This window comes from Symbiopectobacterium sp. RP (assembly GCF_050472005.1).
Lineage (GTDB): Bacteria > Pseudomonadota > Gammaproteobacteria > Enterobacterales > Enterobacteriaceae > Symbiopectobacterium.
Genome location: NZ_JBGOGS010000002.1, coordinates 858,605 through 875,076, shown reverse-complemented (window position 1 = coordinate 875,076; position 16,472 = coordinate 858,605). Strand labels below are relative to the sequence as shown.

17 protein-coding genes and 5 pseudogenes are annotated in these 16,472 nt (G+C 51.4%); 12 read left to right on the top strand and 10 right to left on the bottom strand.

The genetic code is table 11. The annotated features are described in order from the left end of the window. Window positions 1-179: 179 nt before the first annotated feature. Both ACD630_RS23170 and ACD630_RS23165 read right to left on the bottom strand, forming a co-directional pair. Entirely contained in the window at window positions 180-677 is a 498-nt protein-coding gene (locus tag ACD630_RS23170) for a ProQ/FINO family protein (RefSeq protein ID WP_430360781.1), read from the bottom strand. 40 nt (window positions 678-717) lie between these two features. Continuing rightward, window positions 718-1,251 carry a DUF1640 domain-containing protein gene (locus ACD630_RS23165; protein WP_430360780.1) on the bottom strand — a complete coding sequence of 178 codons (534 nt, stop codon included), beginning with the start codon at window positions 1,249-1,251 and terminating at the stop codon, window positions 718-720. 216 nt (window positions 1,252-1,467) lie between these two features. Between ACD630_RS23165 and ACD630_RS23160 the strand changes: the two genes are divergently transcribed. From ACD630_RS23160 to ACD630_RS23150, 3 genes and pseudogenes are all read left to right on the top strand, one after another. Further along, complete coding sequence (locus ACD630_RS23160; RefSeq protein ID WP_430360779.1) at window positions 1,468-1,821, top strand: hypothetical protein; 354 nt, start codon at window positions 1,468-1,470, stop codon at window positions 1,819-1,821. A 337-nt stretch (window positions 1,822-2,158) separates the two neighbouring features. Beyond that, window positions 2,159-2,487: pseudogene (locus ACD630_RS23155) on the top strand (transposase); the annotation flags it as partial. A gap of 18 nt (window positions 2,488-2,505) precedes the next feature. Then, window positions 2,506-2,688, top strand: coding sequence for a hypothetical protein (locus ACD630_RS23150; RefSeq protein ID WP_430360778.1), 183 nt, complete (start codon window positions 2,506-2,508; stop codon window positions 2,686-2,688). 51 nt (window positions 2,689-2,739) lie between these two features. Here the strand turns inward: ACD630_RS23150 and ACD630_RS23145 are convergent, their stop codons facing one another. Further along, window positions 2,740-3,477: a GntR family transcriptional regulator gene (locus ACD630_RS23145; RefSeq protein WP_430360777.1), complete on the bottom strand. Its 738-nt coding sequence runs from the start codon at window positions 3,475-3,477 to the stop codon at window positions 2,740-2,742. A gap of 497 nt (window positions 3,478-3,974) precedes the next feature. Continuing rightward, a pseudogene (locus ACD630_RS23140) lies at window positions 3,975-4,138 on the bottom strand (IS256 family transposase); the annotation flags it as partial. A 103-nt stretch (window positions 4,139-4,241) separates the two neighbouring features. Here ACD630_RS23140 and ACD630_RS23135 point away from each other — a divergent pair. The 4 genes and pseudogenes from ACD630_RS23135 to ACD630_RS23120 all read left to right on the top strand — a co-directional run. Beyond that, window positions 4,242-5,282, top strand: a complete 1,041-nt coding sequence (locus ACD630_RS23135) for an IS481 family transposase (protein ID WP_430360776.1) — start codon at window positions 4,242-4,244, stop codon at window positions 5,280-5,282. A gap of 66 nt (window positions 5,283-5,348) precedes the next feature. Continuing rightward, window positions 5,349-5,768, top strand: coding sequence for a 3'-5' exonuclease (locus ACD630_RS23130; RefSeq protein WP_430360775.1), 420 nt, complete (start codon window positions 5,349-5,351; stop codon window positions 5,766-5,768). A gap of 20 nt (window positions 5,769-5,788) precedes the next feature. After that, a complete protein-coding gene (locus ACD630_RS23125) occupies window positions 5,789-5,881 on the top strand; it encodes a hypothetical protein (protein WP_430360774.1) in 93 nt (30 codons plus the stop codon). Window positions 5,882-5,980: 99 nt separating this feature from the next. Next, window positions 5,981-7,200, top strand: a pseudogene (locus tag ACD630_RS23120) (IS256 family transposase); the annotation flags it as partial. A gap of 88 nt (window positions 7,201-7,288) precedes the next feature. Here the strand turns inward: ACD630_RS23120 and ACD630_RS23115 are convergent. Further along, window positions 7,289-7,654 (bottom strand): IS630 transposase-related protein, encoded by a 366-nt coding sequence (locus ACD630_RS23115; protein WP_430359085.1) that lies wholly within the window; start codon window positions 7,652-7,654, stop codon window positions 7,289-7,291. A 393-nt stretch (window positions 7,655-8,047) separates the two neighbouring features. Between ACD630_RS23115 and ACD630_RS23110 the strand changes: the two genes are divergently transcribed. The 3 genes and pseudogenes from ACD630_RS23110 to ACD630_RS23100 all read left to right on the top strand — a co-directional run bounded on the left by ACD630_RS23110 (window position 8,048) and on the right by ACD630_RS23100 (window position 8,932). Beyond that, a complete protein-coding gene (locus ACD630_RS23110; RefSeq protein WP_430360773.1) occupies window positions 8,048-8,413 on the top strand; it encodes an IS630 transposase-related protein in 366 nt (121 codons plus the stop codon). Next, window positions 8,337-8,762, top strand: a pseudogene (locus tag ACD630_RS23105) (transposase); the annotation flags it as partial. The gene ACD630_RS23110 and the pseudogene ACD630_RS23105, both read left to right, overlap by 77 nt. A 32-nt stretch (window positions 8,763-8,794) precedes the next feature. After that, the gene (locus ACD630_RS23100) at window positions 8,795-8,932 is read left to right on the top strand and encodes a hypothetical protein (RefSeq protein ID WP_430360772.1); all 138 of its coding nucleotides are present in this window, start codon (window positions 8,795-8,797) and stop codon (window positions 8,930-8,932) included. Between the two features lie 43 nt (window positions 8,933-8,975). Here ACD630_RS23100 and ACD630_RS23095 read toward each other — a convergent pair. From ACD630_RS23095 to hemC, 4 genes and pseudogenes are all read right to left on the bottom strand, one after another. Further along, window positions 8,976-10,053: pseudogene (locus ACD630_RS23095) on the bottom strand (heme biosynthesis HemY N-terminal domain-containing protein). A gap of 2 nt (window positions 10,054-10,055) precedes the next feature. After that, complete coding sequence (gene hemX / locus ACD630_RS23090; RefSeq protein WP_430360771.1) at window positions 10,056-11,201, bottom strand: uroporphyrinogen-III C-methyltransferase; 1,146 nt, start codon at window positions 11,199-11,201, stop codon at window positions 10,056-10,058. Between the two features lie 46 nt (window positions 11,202-11,247). Next, the gene (hemD, locus tag ACD630_RS23085) at window positions 11,248-11,988 is read right to left on the bottom strand and encodes a uroporphyrinogen-III synthase (protein WP_430360770.1); all 741 of its coding nucleotides are present in this window, start codon (window positions 11,986-11,988) and stop codon (window positions 11,248-11,250) included. After that, window positions 11,985-12,926: a hydroxymethylbilane synthase gene (hemC, locus tag ACD630_RS23080; RefSeq protein WP_430361260.1), complete on the bottom strand. Its 942-nt coding sequence runs from the start codon at window positions 12,924-12,926 to the stop codon at window positions 11,985-11,987. The genes hemD and hemC overlap by 4 nt, the downstream gene beginning before the upstream one ends. A 337-nt stretch (window positions 12,927-13,263) precedes the next feature. On the opposite strand from hemC, the gene ACD630_RS23075 reads away from it, so the two are divergent. Then, on the top strand, window positions 13,264-15,819 hold the full coding sequence (locus ACD630_RS23075) for a class I adenylate cyclase (protein ID WP_430360769.1): 2,556 nt from the start codon (window positions 13,264-13,266) through the stop codon (window positions 15,817-15,819). A gap of 41 nt (window positions 15,820-15,860) precedes the next feature. On the opposite strand, the gene cyaY is transcribed toward ACD630_RS23075, so the two are convergent. After that, a complete protein-coding gene (cyaY, locus tag ACD630_RS23070; protein ID WP_430360768.1) occupies window positions 15,861-16,196 on the bottom strand; it encodes an iron donor protein CyaY in 336 nt (111 codons plus the stop codon). Between the two features lie 77 nt (window positions 16,197-16,273). Between cyaY and lptM the strand changes: the two genes are divergently transcribed. After that, window positions 16,274-16,429, top strand: coding sequence for an LPS translocon maturation chaperone LptM (gene lptM / locus ACD630_RS23065; RefSeq protein ID WP_430360767.1), 156 nt, complete (start codon window positions 16,274-16,276; stop codon window positions 16,427-16,429). Window positions 16,430-16,472 lie beyond the last annotated feature (43 nt).

Below are 16,472 nucleotides of genomic sequence, written 5' to 3'. Positions count from 1 at the left end.
CTCAACCTTTCAAGGTCCAGTGTCAGATCTAGTCGCGACTAATACACTTAATCCCCTACATGATTACATGGTACTTTAAAATTCAGTGGTAAGACCAAGCTTCACATTCAACCGTTCCGGCCCCAGAAATTTACCCGCCCTCATCGGCAACGCGCTGTTTTTCTACTTCACGGCCTCTTTCAAGGCTTTTCCTGCCCTGAAGCGTGTGTCTGCTGCTCTGGCGTGATCTCGCCGCTGGGCTGACCGTTCAGGTCGAAACGTGAACCGCCAGAAAACACCGCTTTTTGATAAGCCAGGGTTTGGGTGTAAAACATGAGCGCGGCGCTCACCTTGGCGCGGGATAAGTCCAGTTCACGAGTCCTGATATCTTCAAGGATGTCATCTGCAATGCCAATCTTCAGCGGTTTTGGATGGTCGAGACTGAAGAGTTGCGGCCAGTGGGCAATCAGACTGGCGATGGCCTCCTGAGCCTGTTGAAGTTTTTTCGCCCGTTTTTTAGCGATACGCTCTTCCCGGCTCAATGGCTTGGGTGGTACCTGTTTGGGCTTCGGCTCTTTGACCTTTGGTTGCTTAGCGGGTTTTGGGGGTTGTGGTGCAGGCTTATCAACGAGCTTTGGGTTGACGTAAACTTTTGGCTTGCGCCTGATGCTCAGTTTTTGGCGATTTTGTTCGGTCATCGGTGGCTCTTTGTTTGGTGCGTAGCAGGTTTTTTTGGTGTCAGAAGAGTTTGATAATCGCAGTGGCAACACCAATTACACCCACCATGATACTCGCCATTTTGATGAGGAGCCTGTTGGTGAGGCTTTCGACGTCCTTGCGGAGTAGCGCTACGTCCGCTGCTTGCTCTTTGCGAATCAATGCAATCTGCGCATCCGTTCTGTCCGCCCTTGCCGCGGCCTCTTTGCGGGCATCGGCGATGTCAAAGGCCAAATCCTTGCGGACTTCTGCGATTTTGGCGTCGGTTTTCTCGAACTGGGCTGCGGTGTCCTTGCGTATCTCCGCTATATGGATATCGACTTTTTCAAACCGAGATTGCATCTGAGCTTCATGCTTTTCAAAGCGAGCAATCCCCTTTTGAAATCCAGCCTCAATATCCTTCTTCGCATCCTCAAGGTCACGCCGGGTCGCAACATCAGCCACCTCGTGAGACTTGCGAACGGCGATGGAGATCGCCCGCGCCTGGTCTTTTGGCAAACCGGCGTTCTCTAGCGTCTCAACAAACTCTTGTGTATCAAATGCGACTTGGCCCATGTGGGGATTCTCCTGTTTTGGGGAAGTGTAACCTGCACAGCCAAGGCGCACAAATTTGCCAGCAGGAACCTCGGCAATGCACAAGCATCCAGAAATATAATTGTGCAGGCTCAGGGGAGATTCTGCGAAATGTGCCGCAGATCATTTTACCGACTTCAATAAAATGGTTAAATGTAATAGGAGACAGCTATCTAATTTCTATTAGGAGCAAACGCTATGAAGATTGCATCCATGTCAAGCGTCGGATTCAATGTAATAAATAATAATTATAGCAGAATAAAAGAATGCACTGTAAAGCAACTTGCAGGCAATGGTAAACTGTTAGGACTAGCAAATAAAATCAAAAAGATAAGCAACACGACAATTGCATTTATCAAAAAACATCCTAGAAACATTGTAACGGGTATTGGATTTGCATCAATGCTTGTTGGAGTAATCACTGTAAATCCTGGACTTATTTGCGTAGGAGTTTCTTCTTTGGTTGCAGCTACACTCTACACTCCACCTTCATTGACGTCACTACCTAGCCACAATGAAGTAGCACAATATGAATCCCCTGAAGCAGGATAATGTTCATTATGTTACATAACATATTGAAATGGTGAGTATTTAGTCTGTCGATAACCAAGCCATGGCTAACCTCGATTACAAATAAAAACAGTGTTCCGTAATTACCGGCCCCTACTCTACTCAGGCCGGATTTTTTTCGTTTTCGCATAAAATCTGATTAGATTTTCTAGTAGGGTAACTATATCAACATGAGCATATTGTAAATACATCTCGAGATTACATCTTATCCATTCAGTGACGAGTTATGCTCATTTCTGGTGTACGGGGTTTCGGGGAGGGTGGCGTATCCTGCTGATTGATTTCGTGGATGATTTCAACAACAGAGAGATGATACCCCATGAAAAAGTCTACCCTACAGCTCTCCGCAGAACCAGATATTGCCGGTGATCCCTTGCCATTCGTAATGGTGCCAGGCAACTGATAGCTGCCGCCGTTGACGTTGAGCTCGAAGCCATGCTGCAACAACATGCTGAACGCCGCCTTGACGACGGGCATCATGCTGTCGTTCGTAACGGCTATTTGCCACAGCGAACCATACAGACGGGTATTGGGGATGTTGAAATTAAAGTGCCTAAGGTCAGGGAGCGCAGCGGCAACGAAATATGCTTCAACAGCGCGTTGTTGCCGCCTTATCTGAAACGTGCAAAAAGCGTCGAAGAGTTGCTATAGCAAACCGACTTAAAAATGATTACAGCCAATGCCCTGATATGTGGCAAAAAAATACAGCTAATTGTTATCAAAATAATGTCGCTTGGCTATAACGCACACATAGGCTACGATCGGATGTATTTCGACGACCCGGCAACAGGTCCGGATGTGGGTTCAGCGGAGTGGGTATACTGCCATGACCACGGCGGTTGTCAGTAATCTGACGAGACAGCCAGCCTCAATGGCAACGAGGCTGGCTAAGACACGGTTTCAGTCGGATATCTGTATTTCGTAGATATCACTGCGGCAATAAATTTCACAATATTCGAGCAAGCCATTTTGCGCGTTATAGGTATGCTGGCGATAAAACAGCAGCGGCATGCCTGGCTGAATATTTAACAAACGCGCGGTTTCAGCCTGACAGGCAATCGCCTTGATGCGCACCTTCTTTTTCTCCGGGAGAATCCCACGTTCCGCCCAGTATTGATAGAGCGAGTGCTCCAGAATTTCCGGCGCAGGCAACAGCGCCAACGGGATCCATGTCGTTTCCAGCGAGACGGGTTCACCGTTGATCAATCGTACACGCCGCAGTTTGGTCACGCGCTCACCTTTCAAGGCAGGAACGCTGCTGGCGACGTCATCCGGTAACCGCGTGGTGGTGCGCTCCAGCCAGCGATTACCGGCAATACCTCCGGCTTGCAACACCAGCTTGGTGAACCCGCCTTCTTCATCATCCAGTGAATAGTCAAGATGCTGGCTGATACGCGTCCCGACGCCCTGCTGGCGCACAATCAATCCTTTTTCTTCCAACAGCAACAATGCGCGAGAGACCGTAACGCGAGAAATGTCCAGCTGCTGCGCGATCGCACGTTCAGCAGGAAAAAACTGCCCCGCCAGCGCTTTGTTCTGGTTAATACCCTGCTCCAAAACCATCGCCAATTGCATATAGCGCGGCGCTGTAGAGGGTTTTTCAAGTGTTTGCCTGACCCAACGAAATAGCTCCTGCATAGTACGGCCTTATAGTGTTTTTTTACGCCACGGGAAGCATCCCCCCGACAGGTGTCAACATGGCAAGAGCACATTAGCACGAAACAAGACTCAGGACTGGTATTGGTATCTAAATGGCATTTAATTGGACTTGCTTTTGTACTGTGAATTGTATACATTAAATACAGACGTGCCAACACCAGGGGATCATTTAGTTGACCACAAAACAGCGCCTCACGACACAGATCACAATAATGTCCTTGTTATTTAAGTAGATCGTGTGATGAGAACAGCGCTCAGAGCAGAAAATGTGAACTGAGCAGGTATGCCAGCGGCTGTCTCAATGGCATACGAAAGGACTCTTAGCAACACCCGGAAAAATACGTACTGAAAATGTCGTGCAATAGTGAAGAATACAACCAGAAAGACAGTCCATTAACATGAAATGGCATAAAGACAACACACAGCAATAAGCAGTACTTGGGAGCCTGTTTAAGATTTTGTGTAAATGCCTTTCCTCAGAAGTGACCGTCAAGGCGGTCACCGAACTCGATAATAAAGCGACTCATTGCCTACGCCAGTCCTGTAAGAGCATCGTCCATTTCTGTGATGCCGCTTGGATTGCCAGCCATACGACCTTCTTCACCGAGTCATCAGTCGGGAACACCTTGCGTTTCTTGATTTGTATTAGTCGCGACTAGATCTGACACTGGACCTTGAAAGGTTGAGAGTTACCGGTTTTGATATGGGTGTCTAATCCTTAAACAAAACGCGAGGTAACTCTCATGCTTCATACTAACAATCCCATTATCAAACACAAAGCCGGCCTGCTCAATCTCGCCGAAGAACTCGGTAACGTATCAAAAGCCTGCAAGAGCATGGGCGTGTCACGCGATACATTTTACCGTTATCAGGAACTGGCTGCTGAAGGCGCCATTGATGCGCTGGTTAACCAGAACCGCCGGGTTCCGAACCTGAAGAACCGCGCCGACGAAGCCACTGAACGCACGGTTGTTGATTATGCTATTGAGTTCCCGCCCCATGGGCAGCACCGGACCTGTAATGAGCTGTGTAAAAAAGGCGTGTTTATCTCCGGCAGCGGCGTGCGCTCCATCTGGCAACGACACGACCTGGAGAACTTCCGTAAACGCCTGAAGGCGCTTGAGGAAAAGGTCGCCAGAGAAGGCATTGTCCTTACCGACGCTCAAATCGCAGCCCTGGAGAAGAAGGCGCACGATGATGAGGCCTGCGGTGAAATCGAGACGGCACATCCCGGGTATCTGGGCTCGCAGGACACCTTCTACGTGGGCAATCTGAAGGGGGTGGGCCGTATCTACCAGCAGACGTTCGTGGATACGTACTCGAAAGTGGCACACTGCAAGCTGTATACGAATAAAACACCGCTCACCGCCGCCGACCTGCTCAATGATCGCGTACTCCCGTTCTACAAGGCTCAGGGACTGCCGGTGCTGAGAATACTGACCGACAGGGGTACGGAGTACTGTGGTAAAGTGGAGCAGCATGATTATCAGCTTTATCTGGCTATCAACGATATCGAGCATACGAAAACGAAGGCGATGTCTCCGCAGACGAACGGCATCTGCGAGCGCTTCCATAAAACCATTTTGCAGGATTTTTATCAGGTTACGTTCCGCAAGAAGTTATATGGAGACCTGGAAAGCCTGCAGGTAGATCTGGACAACTGGTTGTGGCATTACAATACTGAGCGAACTCATCAGGGAAAAATGTGCTGCGGGCGTACGCCGATGGTCACTTTACTCGATGGAAAACGGATCTGGGCAGAAAAGAATCTGAACCAGATGTAATCTGACAGACACTTGTATAAATAATCGGTAACTGTCAGATCAGGTCTGAGCTAGTACAGATTAAGTATGCATGTTATGCTTGATCTGGAGACAATGGCGACGAGCAGTCATGCCGCAATTGTTGCTATCGGTGCTGTGCTGTTTGAGCCTGATACCGGGATAATTTCCAGTAATTTCTACTGTATCGGTGATTTGGAAGATGCCGCAAAATTCGGCGTGCTGGATGCCGGGACAGTGAAATGGTGGATTTTACAGTCCGAAGCAACACGACAGGTTTTCTCCTCCGATGAGCAGGTTGTATCACTCTCCCGTGCACTGGTCGATTTTTCTGAATGGCTGGAAGAACATCAGCAGCACGAACAGGACACTCCGCAGGTTTGGGGTAACGGCTCGGGATTCGACTGTGTGATACTGCGCGATGCTTTTGAGTCAACAGCCCTTCGGTGCCGTAGAAATTCTGGCATGAGTGAGACGTTCGCACGGTAGTCGAACTTGGGCTCTCTATTTTGGGGTATGATCCGAAACGTGATATGCCATTTGACGGCGTGGTACATAATGCGCTGGCTGATGCTCAAGAGCCTGTACACGAGATTGTGTAATTGCCTGATTTTGATATGTTCAATCCAACATCAAAAGCAGGTTACTTTATGGACGAAAAACAGTTACAGGCTCTGGCTAACGAGCTGGCCAAAAATCTCAAAACCCCTGACGCTCTCAACCAGTTTGATCGCCTGCTGAAAAAGATCTGCGTTGAAGCTGCCCTTAATGCTGAAATGACCCATCACCTCGGGCATGAGAAGCACCAGTCCAAATCTGGAACTATAGCCAACCGACATTATTTTGATAACAGCCAGCTATGCTTTTTTGCCGCATATCAGGGTATCTGTTGTAATCATTTTTAAGTCGGTTGGCTATACCACCGGCGATGGTCCGCTGGAACTGCGTACACCACGTGATCGTGATGCTTCCTTTGAACCGCAACTGCTCAAGAAGAACCAGGACCCGGCTCACCGGGATGGATAACCAGATTTTATCTTTGTATGCCAAAGGGATGACCACCCGCAAAATTGCCGCTGCGTTCAAAGAGCTGTATGACGCGGATGTCTCACCCGCCCTGGTATCGAAGGTCAGCGATGCCGTTATGGAGCCGGTTGTTGAATGGCAAAATCGCCCCCTGGATACGGTTTATCCCATTGTTTACCTTGACTGTATCGTTCTGAAAGTCCGGCAGGACAGCTGCGTTATCAATAAGTCTGTGTTCCTGGCGCTGGGTATCAATATCGAAGGCCAGAAAGAGCTACTGGGGATGTGGCTGGCCGAAAATGAAGGCGCAAAGTTCTGGCTGAACGTGCTGACAGAACTGAAAAACCGTGGCCTGACCGACATCCTCATTGCCTGTGTGGACGGCCTGAAAGGGTTCCCGGATGCCATTAACACGATCTACCCGGAAGCCCGCATCCAGTTGTGCATCGTGCACATGATGCGCAACAGTCTGCGCTTCGTTGCCTGAAAGGACTATAAGGCGGTAAGACGCGACCTCAAAGCAGTGTATCAGGCTTCAAGCGAAGAGGCCTCGCTTCAGGCGCTGGAGACGTTCGGTGGGACATGGGATCACCGCTATCCGCAGATAAGCCGGAGCTGGCAGTCAAACTGGGCCAACCTGTCGACATTCTTCTCGTACCCGCAGGAACTTCGCAAGGTAATCTACACGACGAACGCTATAGAATCACTGAACAGCGTGCTCCGGCATGCAATCAAGAAACGCAAGGTGTTCCCGACTGATGACTCGGTGAAGAAGGTCGTATGGCTGGCAATCCAGGTGGCATCACAGAAATGGACGATGCCCTTACAGGACTGGCGTATGGCAATGAGTCGCTTTATTATCGAGTTCGGTGACCGCCTTGACAGTCACTTCTGAGGAAAGGCATTTACACAAAATTTTAAACAGGCTCGTATCGTATGGAAAGCCACTTTCATCAATAAAAACAATAGGTTTACCTTCTTTTTCATACTGTTGTATTTTTTGTTGAAATGCTTGCCGGGCGCTTCCGTCGGCTTTCGGATGACGTAGCGTTTTTTTTATAGGTCAATCCCAGCTTTTTAAGAGCTTGCCAAATGGCCTTCTGACAAACGCCAAAACGCTCTGCACGTTCTTTTTGGTAAGCATCTGGATATGGTTCAACATCTTTTATCAACTCAGATTTATCGCTCTTTCGCTGACGCGTGGTCGATGCTTTTGACGCTATTTGATTAATCCAACGCGATACAGAGGCAGGGCCAATCCGAAATTGCTTCGCTGTTTCTCGGATACTCAACCCTTCTTCTTCCCGTGTAGATATCACTTTACGTCTAAAATCAATTGAATAGCTCATTTAAATAATGTAATCAAAATTAAGTTGTTTAGCTATACCCTAAATAATTCGAGTTGCAGGAAGGCGGCAAGTGAGTGACAAATTTGTCTGGAACAAATTTGGACAGCGCTTGCGCTGGTCCGTAGGGTGAACCTCAGGAATGAGGTTCATTCATCCCGATGAGCTTACTCAGGCATAGCTAAACGACTTAAAAATGATTACAGCCAATGCCCTGATATGTGGCAAAAAAATACAGCTAATTGTTATCAAAATAATGTCGATTGGCTATAAGTGATTCGGGTGACAAATCTGCCGGGAGCAGATTTGAACGCCGCGTGCGGCAACCTCGTAAGCGGTGGGCCTAGGGATGGGCCGAATATAGCTAAACGACTTAATTTTGATTACATTATTTAAATGAGCTATTCAATTGATTTTAGACGTAAAGTGATATCTACACGGGAAGAAGAAGGGTTGAGTATCCGAGAAACAGCGAAGCAATTTCGGATTGGCCCTGCCTCTGTATCGCGTTGGATTAATCAAATAGCGTCAAAAGCATCGACCACGCGTCAGCGAAAGAGCGATAAATCTGAGTTGATAAAAGATGTTGAACCATATCCAGATGCTTACCAAAAAGAACGTGCAGAGCATTTTGGCGTTTGTCAGAAGGCCATTTGGCAAGCTCTTAAAAAGCTGGGATTGACCTATAAAAAAAACGCTACGTCATCCGAAAGCCGACGGAAGCGCCCGGCAAGCATTTCAACAAAAAATACAACAGTATGAAAAAGAAGGTAAGCCTATTGTTTTTATTGATGAAAGTGGTTTTCCACACGATACCCCACGGACTCACGGCTATTCCCCAAAAGGTCAACGGTGTTTTGGGCTGAAGAACGGGGGAGCCAAGGGAAGAACAAATGTTATCGGCGCGTTATTAGGCACAACGCTGTTTGCTATCGAATTATTTGATATCAATATTAACAGCGATGTTTTCTATTCCTGGGTCACACAAGTCCTTATCCCAGTACTCCCTAAAAACAGTGTAATCGTGATGGACAATGCAACTTTTCACAAAAAACATAATATTCAACAAGTCATCATCGATGCAGGGTATATGGTGGAGTATTTGCCTACATATTGGCCAGATCTTAACCCCATTGAGCATAAATGGGCACAAGCAAAAAGCAAAAAAAGAGAGAGTGGTTGCGATACAGAGATTTTGTTCTCAGTCCATATGGTGTAATCAAAATTAAGTCGCTTTGCTATATATTGCGTAACGGTATAAAAGAGAGTCTCTTTCGCTGATGGGATAGCGCTGCCCCAAAATGTTGGGCAGCGGGGAGCGCGATTAAGACGGGGTTTGTAGTGTAAGTAACAGCCCTTCGCGACGCATCTGTGCCGCTTCTTCCGCTTGGCGCAGATGATCAAAGGCATCCGGGCGCAGCGCCAACGCTGCCGCAAACGCATCACTGGCCTGCTGCCATTCCCCCTGTTTCAGCATTAACTGTCCCAAGGTACTGTGCAGCAACGCGCTGTTATCGTGCTGTTTTAGCAACTGGCGCAGGAGTTTTTCCAATGAGGCCGGTTCGCCTGCGGCCAGACGTGGCATTAGCAGTACCAGACGTTCATCGTAGTGACGTTTCAATCCATCGATCACAATCTGCTGGGCGGTATGGTGATCGTCACAGGCAATTAAGGTGTTCCGCCATCGCTTGTTCCATCAGACCGAGCAGGGCGGATTGGCGCAATGCCTCCAACTCCTCCTCAGTACGAATCTGGGTTTTGCGCATGGCAGGCAGAATATCTAACAGCGCACCGTAATCGTGGGTACGTTGGAACGCCAGTTCCGCTAACCGTAATACTTCAGGATGGCGCGGTGCGTATGCCAGCAAACGATCGACGCCATGGCGTGCGGCATGATCCTCATTACGAGCCAGTTGGATGCGTACGCGGGTGATGTCTACCGGCAGCTGATCGGTGTCGGCCATTTCAGCCGCTCGCTCCAGATATTGTCGGGTGCGAAATTCATCACCGCGCTGCTGCGCGGCTTCGGCAGCCAACAGATAGTTCACCACCGGTTGCTCTGCGTCATCCGCGTTACGCGTCAGCAGTTTTTCAACCTGAAGATAATCGCCCTCAGCCAGTTTAAGCAGGGCTGCTTTGGTCTGTTTTCTGGCGCGTGTGCGTTTACGGCCCAAGAACCAGCCGCGGGTGCGTGCGCCGGTGCGAAATACGCGGCGCAACAGCCACTCCAGCGCAAACAGGACGACCAACAGCAGCACCAGCATGATAACCAATCCGGTAACGCTGGTTTCGATGTTGTAGGTGTCGGTTTGCACCAGTACATAGCCCTGATGTCCTGCGAGCATCGGGCCAAGCACTACGCCAGCAATAAGGATCAGGAACAAGAACAGCACTTTCAGCATGATCAGCCCTCCTGTTGCAGCGCCGGCGATTGCGCCAGCAGATTACGCACTCGCGTTTGCATCAGTTTTTCCAGCAGCGGCTGGCTTTGCAGCGTAGTAGGAACATCCAGAGAGACGGGCTGCTGGCTTAAGCTGTCAACCTGTTCCAGAAAGGCTTTGGTGCCCGGATCGCTGATATCAAAATAGGCCCGCACCCAGGTGGATACCGCTTCCAGCGACTGTTTGAAGGTCTCGTTCTGATGACGCGGCACGGCCTGTGCGGCGGTCAGCAGGCGCGCTCGGATATTTTCACGCAGGTAGAAATCCTGATTCGGCGCCAGCAGGGGTTCGGCATTGCTGTCACGTCGGCGAATGGTAATAAAATCGGACATGAAGTTGTGCCAGCTTTTGCTCAGGTTCTGTCGCCATTCGCTGAGTGTGGCTGAAAGCTCGCCGTCGGTTTCATCCATTGGCGCATCATCGTCCTGGGTGTTATCGGCCAGACGCAGATTGTCGACCTGATCGGTTAACTGATTCACCCGCAAAATAATACCGTCGAAATCCACCTGACCGACTGACGCCAGCGCGCTGATATCGTTGGCAATGGCGCGGCGCAGCTCAAGCAGGCTAGGATCGTTCATGTCAGCCAGACTACCATCGGCGCTCTTCAGCAGTGCGCCCGCGGTCAGTACATCCTTATCACTCCACAGCTTGCGCCCGGCCAGTTTGATCAGAAAATCCGCCTGCGCCAGCAGCCAAGTGCTGATGTCGTGGTTGGAAAGGGCGGCCAGTTTCTGGCTAAGTTCGCTGGATTCCCGCGTGACCCCGTTCAGCTGGTTCGTGGTGCTGTCCTGCCACTGTTTTTGTTGTGCCAGCGCGGCCTGCCACGCCGTTTTATCCTGCTGATACTGTTGCTGTAGCGCTGCCAACTCGCCCTTCATTTGAGCCATGGACGCGGCGTTTTGTTTCTCCTGCTGCTGTCTGAGATAGTACACGCCCCAGCTTAACAGCAGGGCGATAGCAATGGCAACGCCACCCAGCACGCGGCCATGTCCCGTACGGTCCCTGCGCGGTTCATCCGCTGACGCGGCGTCGGAGGACGAAAACGTGGCATCAGGGCGTTCTGTCACCGTTTCCGATGGGGTTGAAGGGGTATGGTGTTCCGTCATAATGGGTCATCCCATGGTCTGGTTTGTTGTACGGTTGGCCGTGCAGTCACGATAGCAGACGCACAAGCGCGTCGTTATCGGCATTGTCCGCGATAAGCACATCACGCCAGCCAAGCTGGCGTGCCTCTAGCGCCAACCGTTCGCTAACAACGATAACCTGGCAGTGGAGCAGCCAGGATTCGCGATAATAATGTGGCACCAGCGCATACAGCTGATGCAGCATATCACCGGTGGTGATCACCAGACGATCGATACCGAGTTGCTGCCAATGTCGGCTCTGTTCCGGCCCATCATAATAGACCGGACTGCGCTGATAACATTCACAATAACTGACCTGTGCGCCGCGTTCAGCGAGCGTTGTTGCCAGCAGCTCTCTGCCGCCATTCCCTCGTAATAATAGCGCGTTTTTGCCACTAATATTTTGTAATTCTGGCAGTTGCAGCAGCATTTCGCTGGTTTCCCGATCGGGCGGATAGGCAACGGCGCGAGAAGTGGCCTGATGCAGCGCCAGTGCGGTGGTACGTCCGATGGCGTAATAAACCGGGATGGCGGGCCAAGATAAACCCACTTGCGTGAGTGCGGCGGCGGCGTAGCGCACGGCGTGCTGCGATAGCGCGAACAGCATATCGCCCTCGCGTAGCGCCGCCAGCCGTGCTGACAGGGAAGGCAATTCACTGGCGGGGGAAAAATCGATAAGCGGGCTATGACAAGCCGCGTGGCCGAGCTTGCGCAGTCGTTCCACCAGTGCCTCCCCCGCTGGTGACGGGCGGGTCACCAGAATGGTCATGATGAGCCTGCACCCTGATAAACGGCGTGCAGAATAGCGTCTGCGCCGTTGGCTAACAGCTCTTCAGCCAGATCGATGCCCATGCGTTCCGCTTCGCTGGCGGGGCCGATGCGCTCATCGCGAATCATCTTGCTGCCATCCGGTGCGCCAACCAAGGCTCTTAGCCAGAGTTGCCCGGCATTGAGTTCAGCATAGCTGCCGATCGGGACTTGGCAGCCACCGTCGAGGCGAAGATTCATGGCGCGTTCAGCAAGAACGCGGCAGGCGGTCTGTTCATGGTTGAGCGGTGCCAGCAGTTCGCGCACGCGGGCGTCGTTTTCCCGGCATTCGATACCAATCGCACCCTGACCGACGGCGGGCAGCGACTCTTCCGGGGTGAGTGGCGTGCGGATGCGTTCTGACAGATTCAGACGTGACAGCCCAGCAACGGCCAAAATAATGGCGTCATAGTCGCCGTTATCCAGCTTGCTCAGGCGAGTTCCAACGTTCCCGCGCAAATCGCGGATGATCAGATCGGGTCGGCGAGCGCGCAACTGGCACTGGCGGCGCAGGCTGGAGGTGCCGACACAGCTTTCGAGCGGGAGATCGGCCACGCTGGCATACTGATTCGAAACAAAGGCATCGCGCGGATCGTCACGCTCACAAATGGTATACAGGCCAAGCCCGTCGGGGAACGATACCGGCACATCCTTCATCGAGTGCACGGCGATATCCGCGCGGCCTTCCAGCAAGGCTCGCTCCAGCTCTTTAACAAACAGCCCCTTGCCGCCCACTTTTGCCAGCGGCGTGTCCAGGATGATGTCGCCGCGCGTCACCATGGGAACCAGTTCAACCTGCAACGTGGGGTAATATTGCTGCAACTGTTGTTGCACATAATGAGCTTGCCACAGTGCAAGTGGGCTTTGTCGGGTGGCAATTCTAAGGGTGTTGTCTACCATGCTTAATACCGTTTTTATCATTTAGCGCCATCGTATCACTGAGACGCTCAGGTGTCAGCGTTCCGGCGCTGAAGGTGCTGGATAGCGACGGTAAGGTGCGTGTTTTCACCATGAGGTGGGGGGGATCGCGGCGTAATCATGCCAGAGAGCGAGGGGCAATAAGAGAAAGTAAGCTAATCGTGGCTAACTTTCTTTAGTTTCTTTACGCTCAATGAGCAAGGTGTTAAATTGATCACGTTTCCAGCACTATACTTATCAGTCACTCCTCTAATTCTATTGCTGATGAGTTTGGAACACGGGGTTTTTTCTAGGCACTGGGATAATCAGGCGGACCGTCTTGTACTTCTACATCGAGACTTTGAAGCAGAGACTGGACGCGATCAACCAACTGCGAGTTGACCGCGCTCTGGAAGCAATGAAACCCGCTTTTCAGCAGGTTTATCGCCTTCTGCCCGTATTATTGCATCACCATCATCCGCTCATGCCGGGCTACCTTGAAGGTAAGGTTCCGCACGGTGTGTGCGCCTTCACGCCTGATGAAAACCAACAGCGCTACATCGACAGCATTGAACTGCGCTGGGGAGAGATCCCTGCCATCAATTCCCAAGGTGAATTGCCGATTACCGGCGTTTACTCCATGGGCAGCACTTCGTCCATCGGCCAGAGTTGCTCTTCCGATCTGGATATCTGGGTGTGCCACCAATCCTGGCTAGATCACGAAGAGCAGCAGCGTTTACAGCAAAAATGTACCCTGCTGGAGCAATGGGCGGCGGCGCAAGGGGTGGACGTCAGCTTCTTCCTGATTGACGAGAACCGTTTTCGCCACAATGAAAGTGGTAGCCTGGGCGGCGAAGACTGCGGCTCGACGCAGCATATCCTGTTGCTGGACGAATTTTATCGCACCGCCGTGCGCATGGCCGGTAAACGCCTGTTGTGGCATATGGTGCCGGTTGAAGAAGAAGAGCATTACGACGAATACGTCCTGTCGCTTTACGCACAGGGTGCGCTTGCGCCCAACGAGTGGCTGGATCTTGGCGGATTGAGTTCGCTCTCGGCGGAAGAGTATTTCGGCGCCAGTCTGTGGCAGCTGTATAAGAGTATCGATTCCCCGTACAAAGCGGTACTGAAGACCCTGCTGCTTGAAGCCTATTCCTGGCAATACCCTGACACGCGCTTGCTGTCGATGGATATCAAAGCCCGGCTGCACAAAGGGGAGATCGTGGCGTTTGGACTCGATCCTTATTGTATGATGCTGGATCGGGTAACCGAATACCTCACGCAAATTGAAGACCCCACGCGCCTCGATCTGGCGCGGCGTTGTTTTTATCTCAAAGTCTGCGAAAAACTGTCGCGCGAAAAAGCCTGCGTCGGCTGGCGGCGGCAGATCCTAAGCCAACTGGTGCAAGAGTGGGGCTGGAGCAGCGAACACCTTGCCATGCTGGATAATCGCGCCAACTGGAAAATTGAGCGCGTGCGTGAAGCGCACAATGAATTGCTCGATGCGATGATGCAAACCTATCGCAACCTGATCCGCTTTGCGCGGCGCAACAACCTGAGCGTGAGTGCCAGTCCGCAGGATATCGGTGTACTGACGCGTAAATTGTATGCCGCCTTTGAAGCGCTGCCGGGTAAGGTGACGCTGCTTAATCCACAAATTTCGCCTGACTTGTCCGAAGCGGATCTGACCTTTATCTACGTTCCGGGGGGGCGCGCCAACCGCTCTGGCTGGTATCTGTACAATCAGGCACCGTGTATGGATGCCATCATCAGCCATCAGCCGCTGGAATATAACCGCTATCTGAACAAACTGGTGGCGTGGGCCTATTTTAACGGGCTGCTGACGCCGAACACGCGCTTGCACATCAAGGGCTGCGAACAGATCGATATTGCCCGCCTGTGCGAGTTGGTGGATGACGTCTCCTGCCACTTCCCACTGCGTTTACCGGCACCTACGCCCAAGGCGCTGTACAGCCCGTGCGAAATTCGGCATCTGGCGATTATCGTCAATCTGGAGCACGATCCAACGGCGGCATTCCGCAATCAGGTGGTGCACTTTGATTTCCGCCATCTGGACGTGTTCAGTTTCGGCGAGCAGCAGCAGTGTCTGGTGGGCAGCATTGACCTGCTGTACCGCAATTCGTGGAATGAAGTGCGAACCCTGCATTTCAATGGCGAACAGTCAGTGCTGGAAGCACTGAAAACCATTTTGGGTAAAATGCATCAGGATGCGGCGATGCCGGAATCGCTGGAAGTGTTCTGCTACAGCCAACACCTGCGCGGTTTGATTCGCACGCGCGTGCAGCAGTTGGTATCTGAGTGCATTGAACTACGCCTGTCCAGCACCCGACAAGAGCCGGGCCGTTTCAAAGCGGTAAAAGTGGCAGGGCAGACTTGGGGTCTGTTCTTCGAACGCCTGAGCGTATCGGTGCAGAAGCTGGAAAATGCGGTGGAGTTCTACGGCGCGATTTCCAACAACAAACTGCAAGGGTTGCCCACGCAGGTGGAGACCAACCATATTCATCTGCCAGCGGTCATCGACGGCGTGGCGAGCGAAGGGATCATCCAGTTCTTCTTTGAAAATCTGCCGGAAGAGCAAGGATTTAATATCTTTATTCTGGATGAGTCGAACCGCGTTGAGGTTTATCACCACTGTGAAGGCAGCAAGGAAGAGCTGGTACGTGACGTGAGCCGTTTTTACTCCTCGTCCCATGACCGCTTTACCTATGGCTCCAGCTTTATCAATTTCAACCTGCCGCAATTCTACCAGATTGTGCAGTTGGATGGACGGGCACAGGTGATTCCTTTTCGCAGTACGACGCTATCTCATTTGAACATATCGCCGGGCAATGAAAGCGCGTCGCCCGCGATCAAACAGCGGCTGCACATGCTGTAACACTCTGGTTGTCCTTGGTGGTAACAGAGCGTTTTCCCGCGTTAATCGAAAGAGACGTCCTCACCGGCCTGCGCACTGCATGCCTGCCCCAGCAGCGCAAAAAAGGATTGGCCGCTGCGATCGCAGATCCACTGTTCCTCCTGACCCTTGTCTGGCTGATACGTAAAGTGGTAGCCACCGGCTTTGGTCGCCAACCATACCTGATGCAGTGGCTCCTGGCGGTTGATGACAATCTTGCTGCCGTTTTCGAAACTCAGTGTCATCACGCCGCCGTTGGTTTCGTAATCGATATCGGCATCACCGTTGAAGTCGTCCAACGCTTCTTCGATCGTCAACATTAACGCATCCGCTAATTGATAAAATTCACTGTCGTTCATTTTCGATTCCTATTGCTTTTCATGATCCACCTGCGATTATAGAGAGCATGCATAGATGATTGACAGGTCTTAATGACATGAAGCAGGTATTTCGTTCATTTTCTCTGGCGCTGATGCTGCTGGGATTGGTGGGTTGCGGGTTGAAAGGACCGCTTTATATGCCGAGCGGTGAGCCGACCAACATCCCAGACTCACAGAAGAATACGCATCAAAAGCCGTCGATACGCCCGTAACCGGCACGGTTGCCTTTTAATCACGGATAACAGGTCACGATAG

Bases quoted from the DNA above. Each gene is read 5' to 3' on its own strand.
- ACD630_RS23170 (WP_430360781.1), bottom strand. From the start codon at position 677: ATGACCGAACAAAATCGCCAAAAACTGAGCATCAGGCGCAAGCCAAAA.
- ACD630_RS23165 (WP_430360780.1), bottom strand. From the start codon at position 1,251: ATGGGCCAAGTCGCATTTGATACACAAGAGTTTGTTGAGACGCTAGAG.
- ACD630_RS23160 (WP_430360779.1), top strand. From the start codon at position 1,468: ATGAAGATTGCATCCATGTCAAGCGTCGGATTCAATGTAATAAATAAT.
- ACD630_RS23150 (WP_430360778.1), top strand. From the start codon at position 2,506: ATGATTACAGCCAATGCCCTGATATGTGGCAAAAAAATACAGCTAATT.
- ACD630_RS23145 (WP_430360777.1), bottom strand. From the start codon at position 3,477: ATGCAGGAGCTATTTCGTTGGGTCAGGCAAACACTTGAAAAACCCTCT.
- ACD630_RS23135 (WP_430360776.1), top strand. From the start codon at position 4,242: ATGCTTCATACTAACAATCCCATTATCAAACACAAAGCCGGCCTGCTC.
- ACD630_RS23130 (WP_430360775.1), top strand. From the start codon at position 5,349: ATGCATGTTATGCTTGATCTGGAGACAATGGCGACGAGCAGTCATGCC.
- ACD630_RS23115 (WP_430359085.1), bottom strand. From the start codon at position 7,654: ATGAGCTATTCAATTGATTTTAGACGTAAAGTGATATCTACACGGGAA.
- ACD630_RS23110 (WP_430360773.1), top strand. From the start codon at position 8,048: ATGAGCTATTCAATTGATTTTAGACGTAAAGTGATATCTACACGGGAA.
- ACD630_RS23100 (WP_430360772.1), top strand. From the start codon at position 8,795: ATGGGCACAAGCAAAAAGCAAAAAAAGAGAGAGTGGTTGCGATACAGA.
- hemX (WP_430360771.1), bottom strand. From the start codon at position 11,201: ATGACGGAACACCATACCCCTTCAACCCCATCGGAAACGGTGACAGAA.
- hemD (WP_430360770.1), bottom strand. From the start codon at position 11,988: ATGACCATTCTGGTGACCCGCCCGTCACCAGCGGGGGAGGCACTGGTG.
- hemC (WP_430361260.1), bottom strand. From the start codon at position 12,926: ATGGTAGACAACACCCTTAGAATTGCCACCCGACAAAGCCCACTTGCA.
- cyaY (WP_430360768.1), bottom strand. From the start codon at position 16,196: ATGAACGACAGTGAATTTTATCAATTAGCGGATGCGTTAATGTTGACG.
- lptM (WP_430360767.1), top strand. From the start codon at position 16,274: ATGAAGCAGGTATTTCGTTCATTTTCTCTGGCGCTGATGCTGCTGGGA.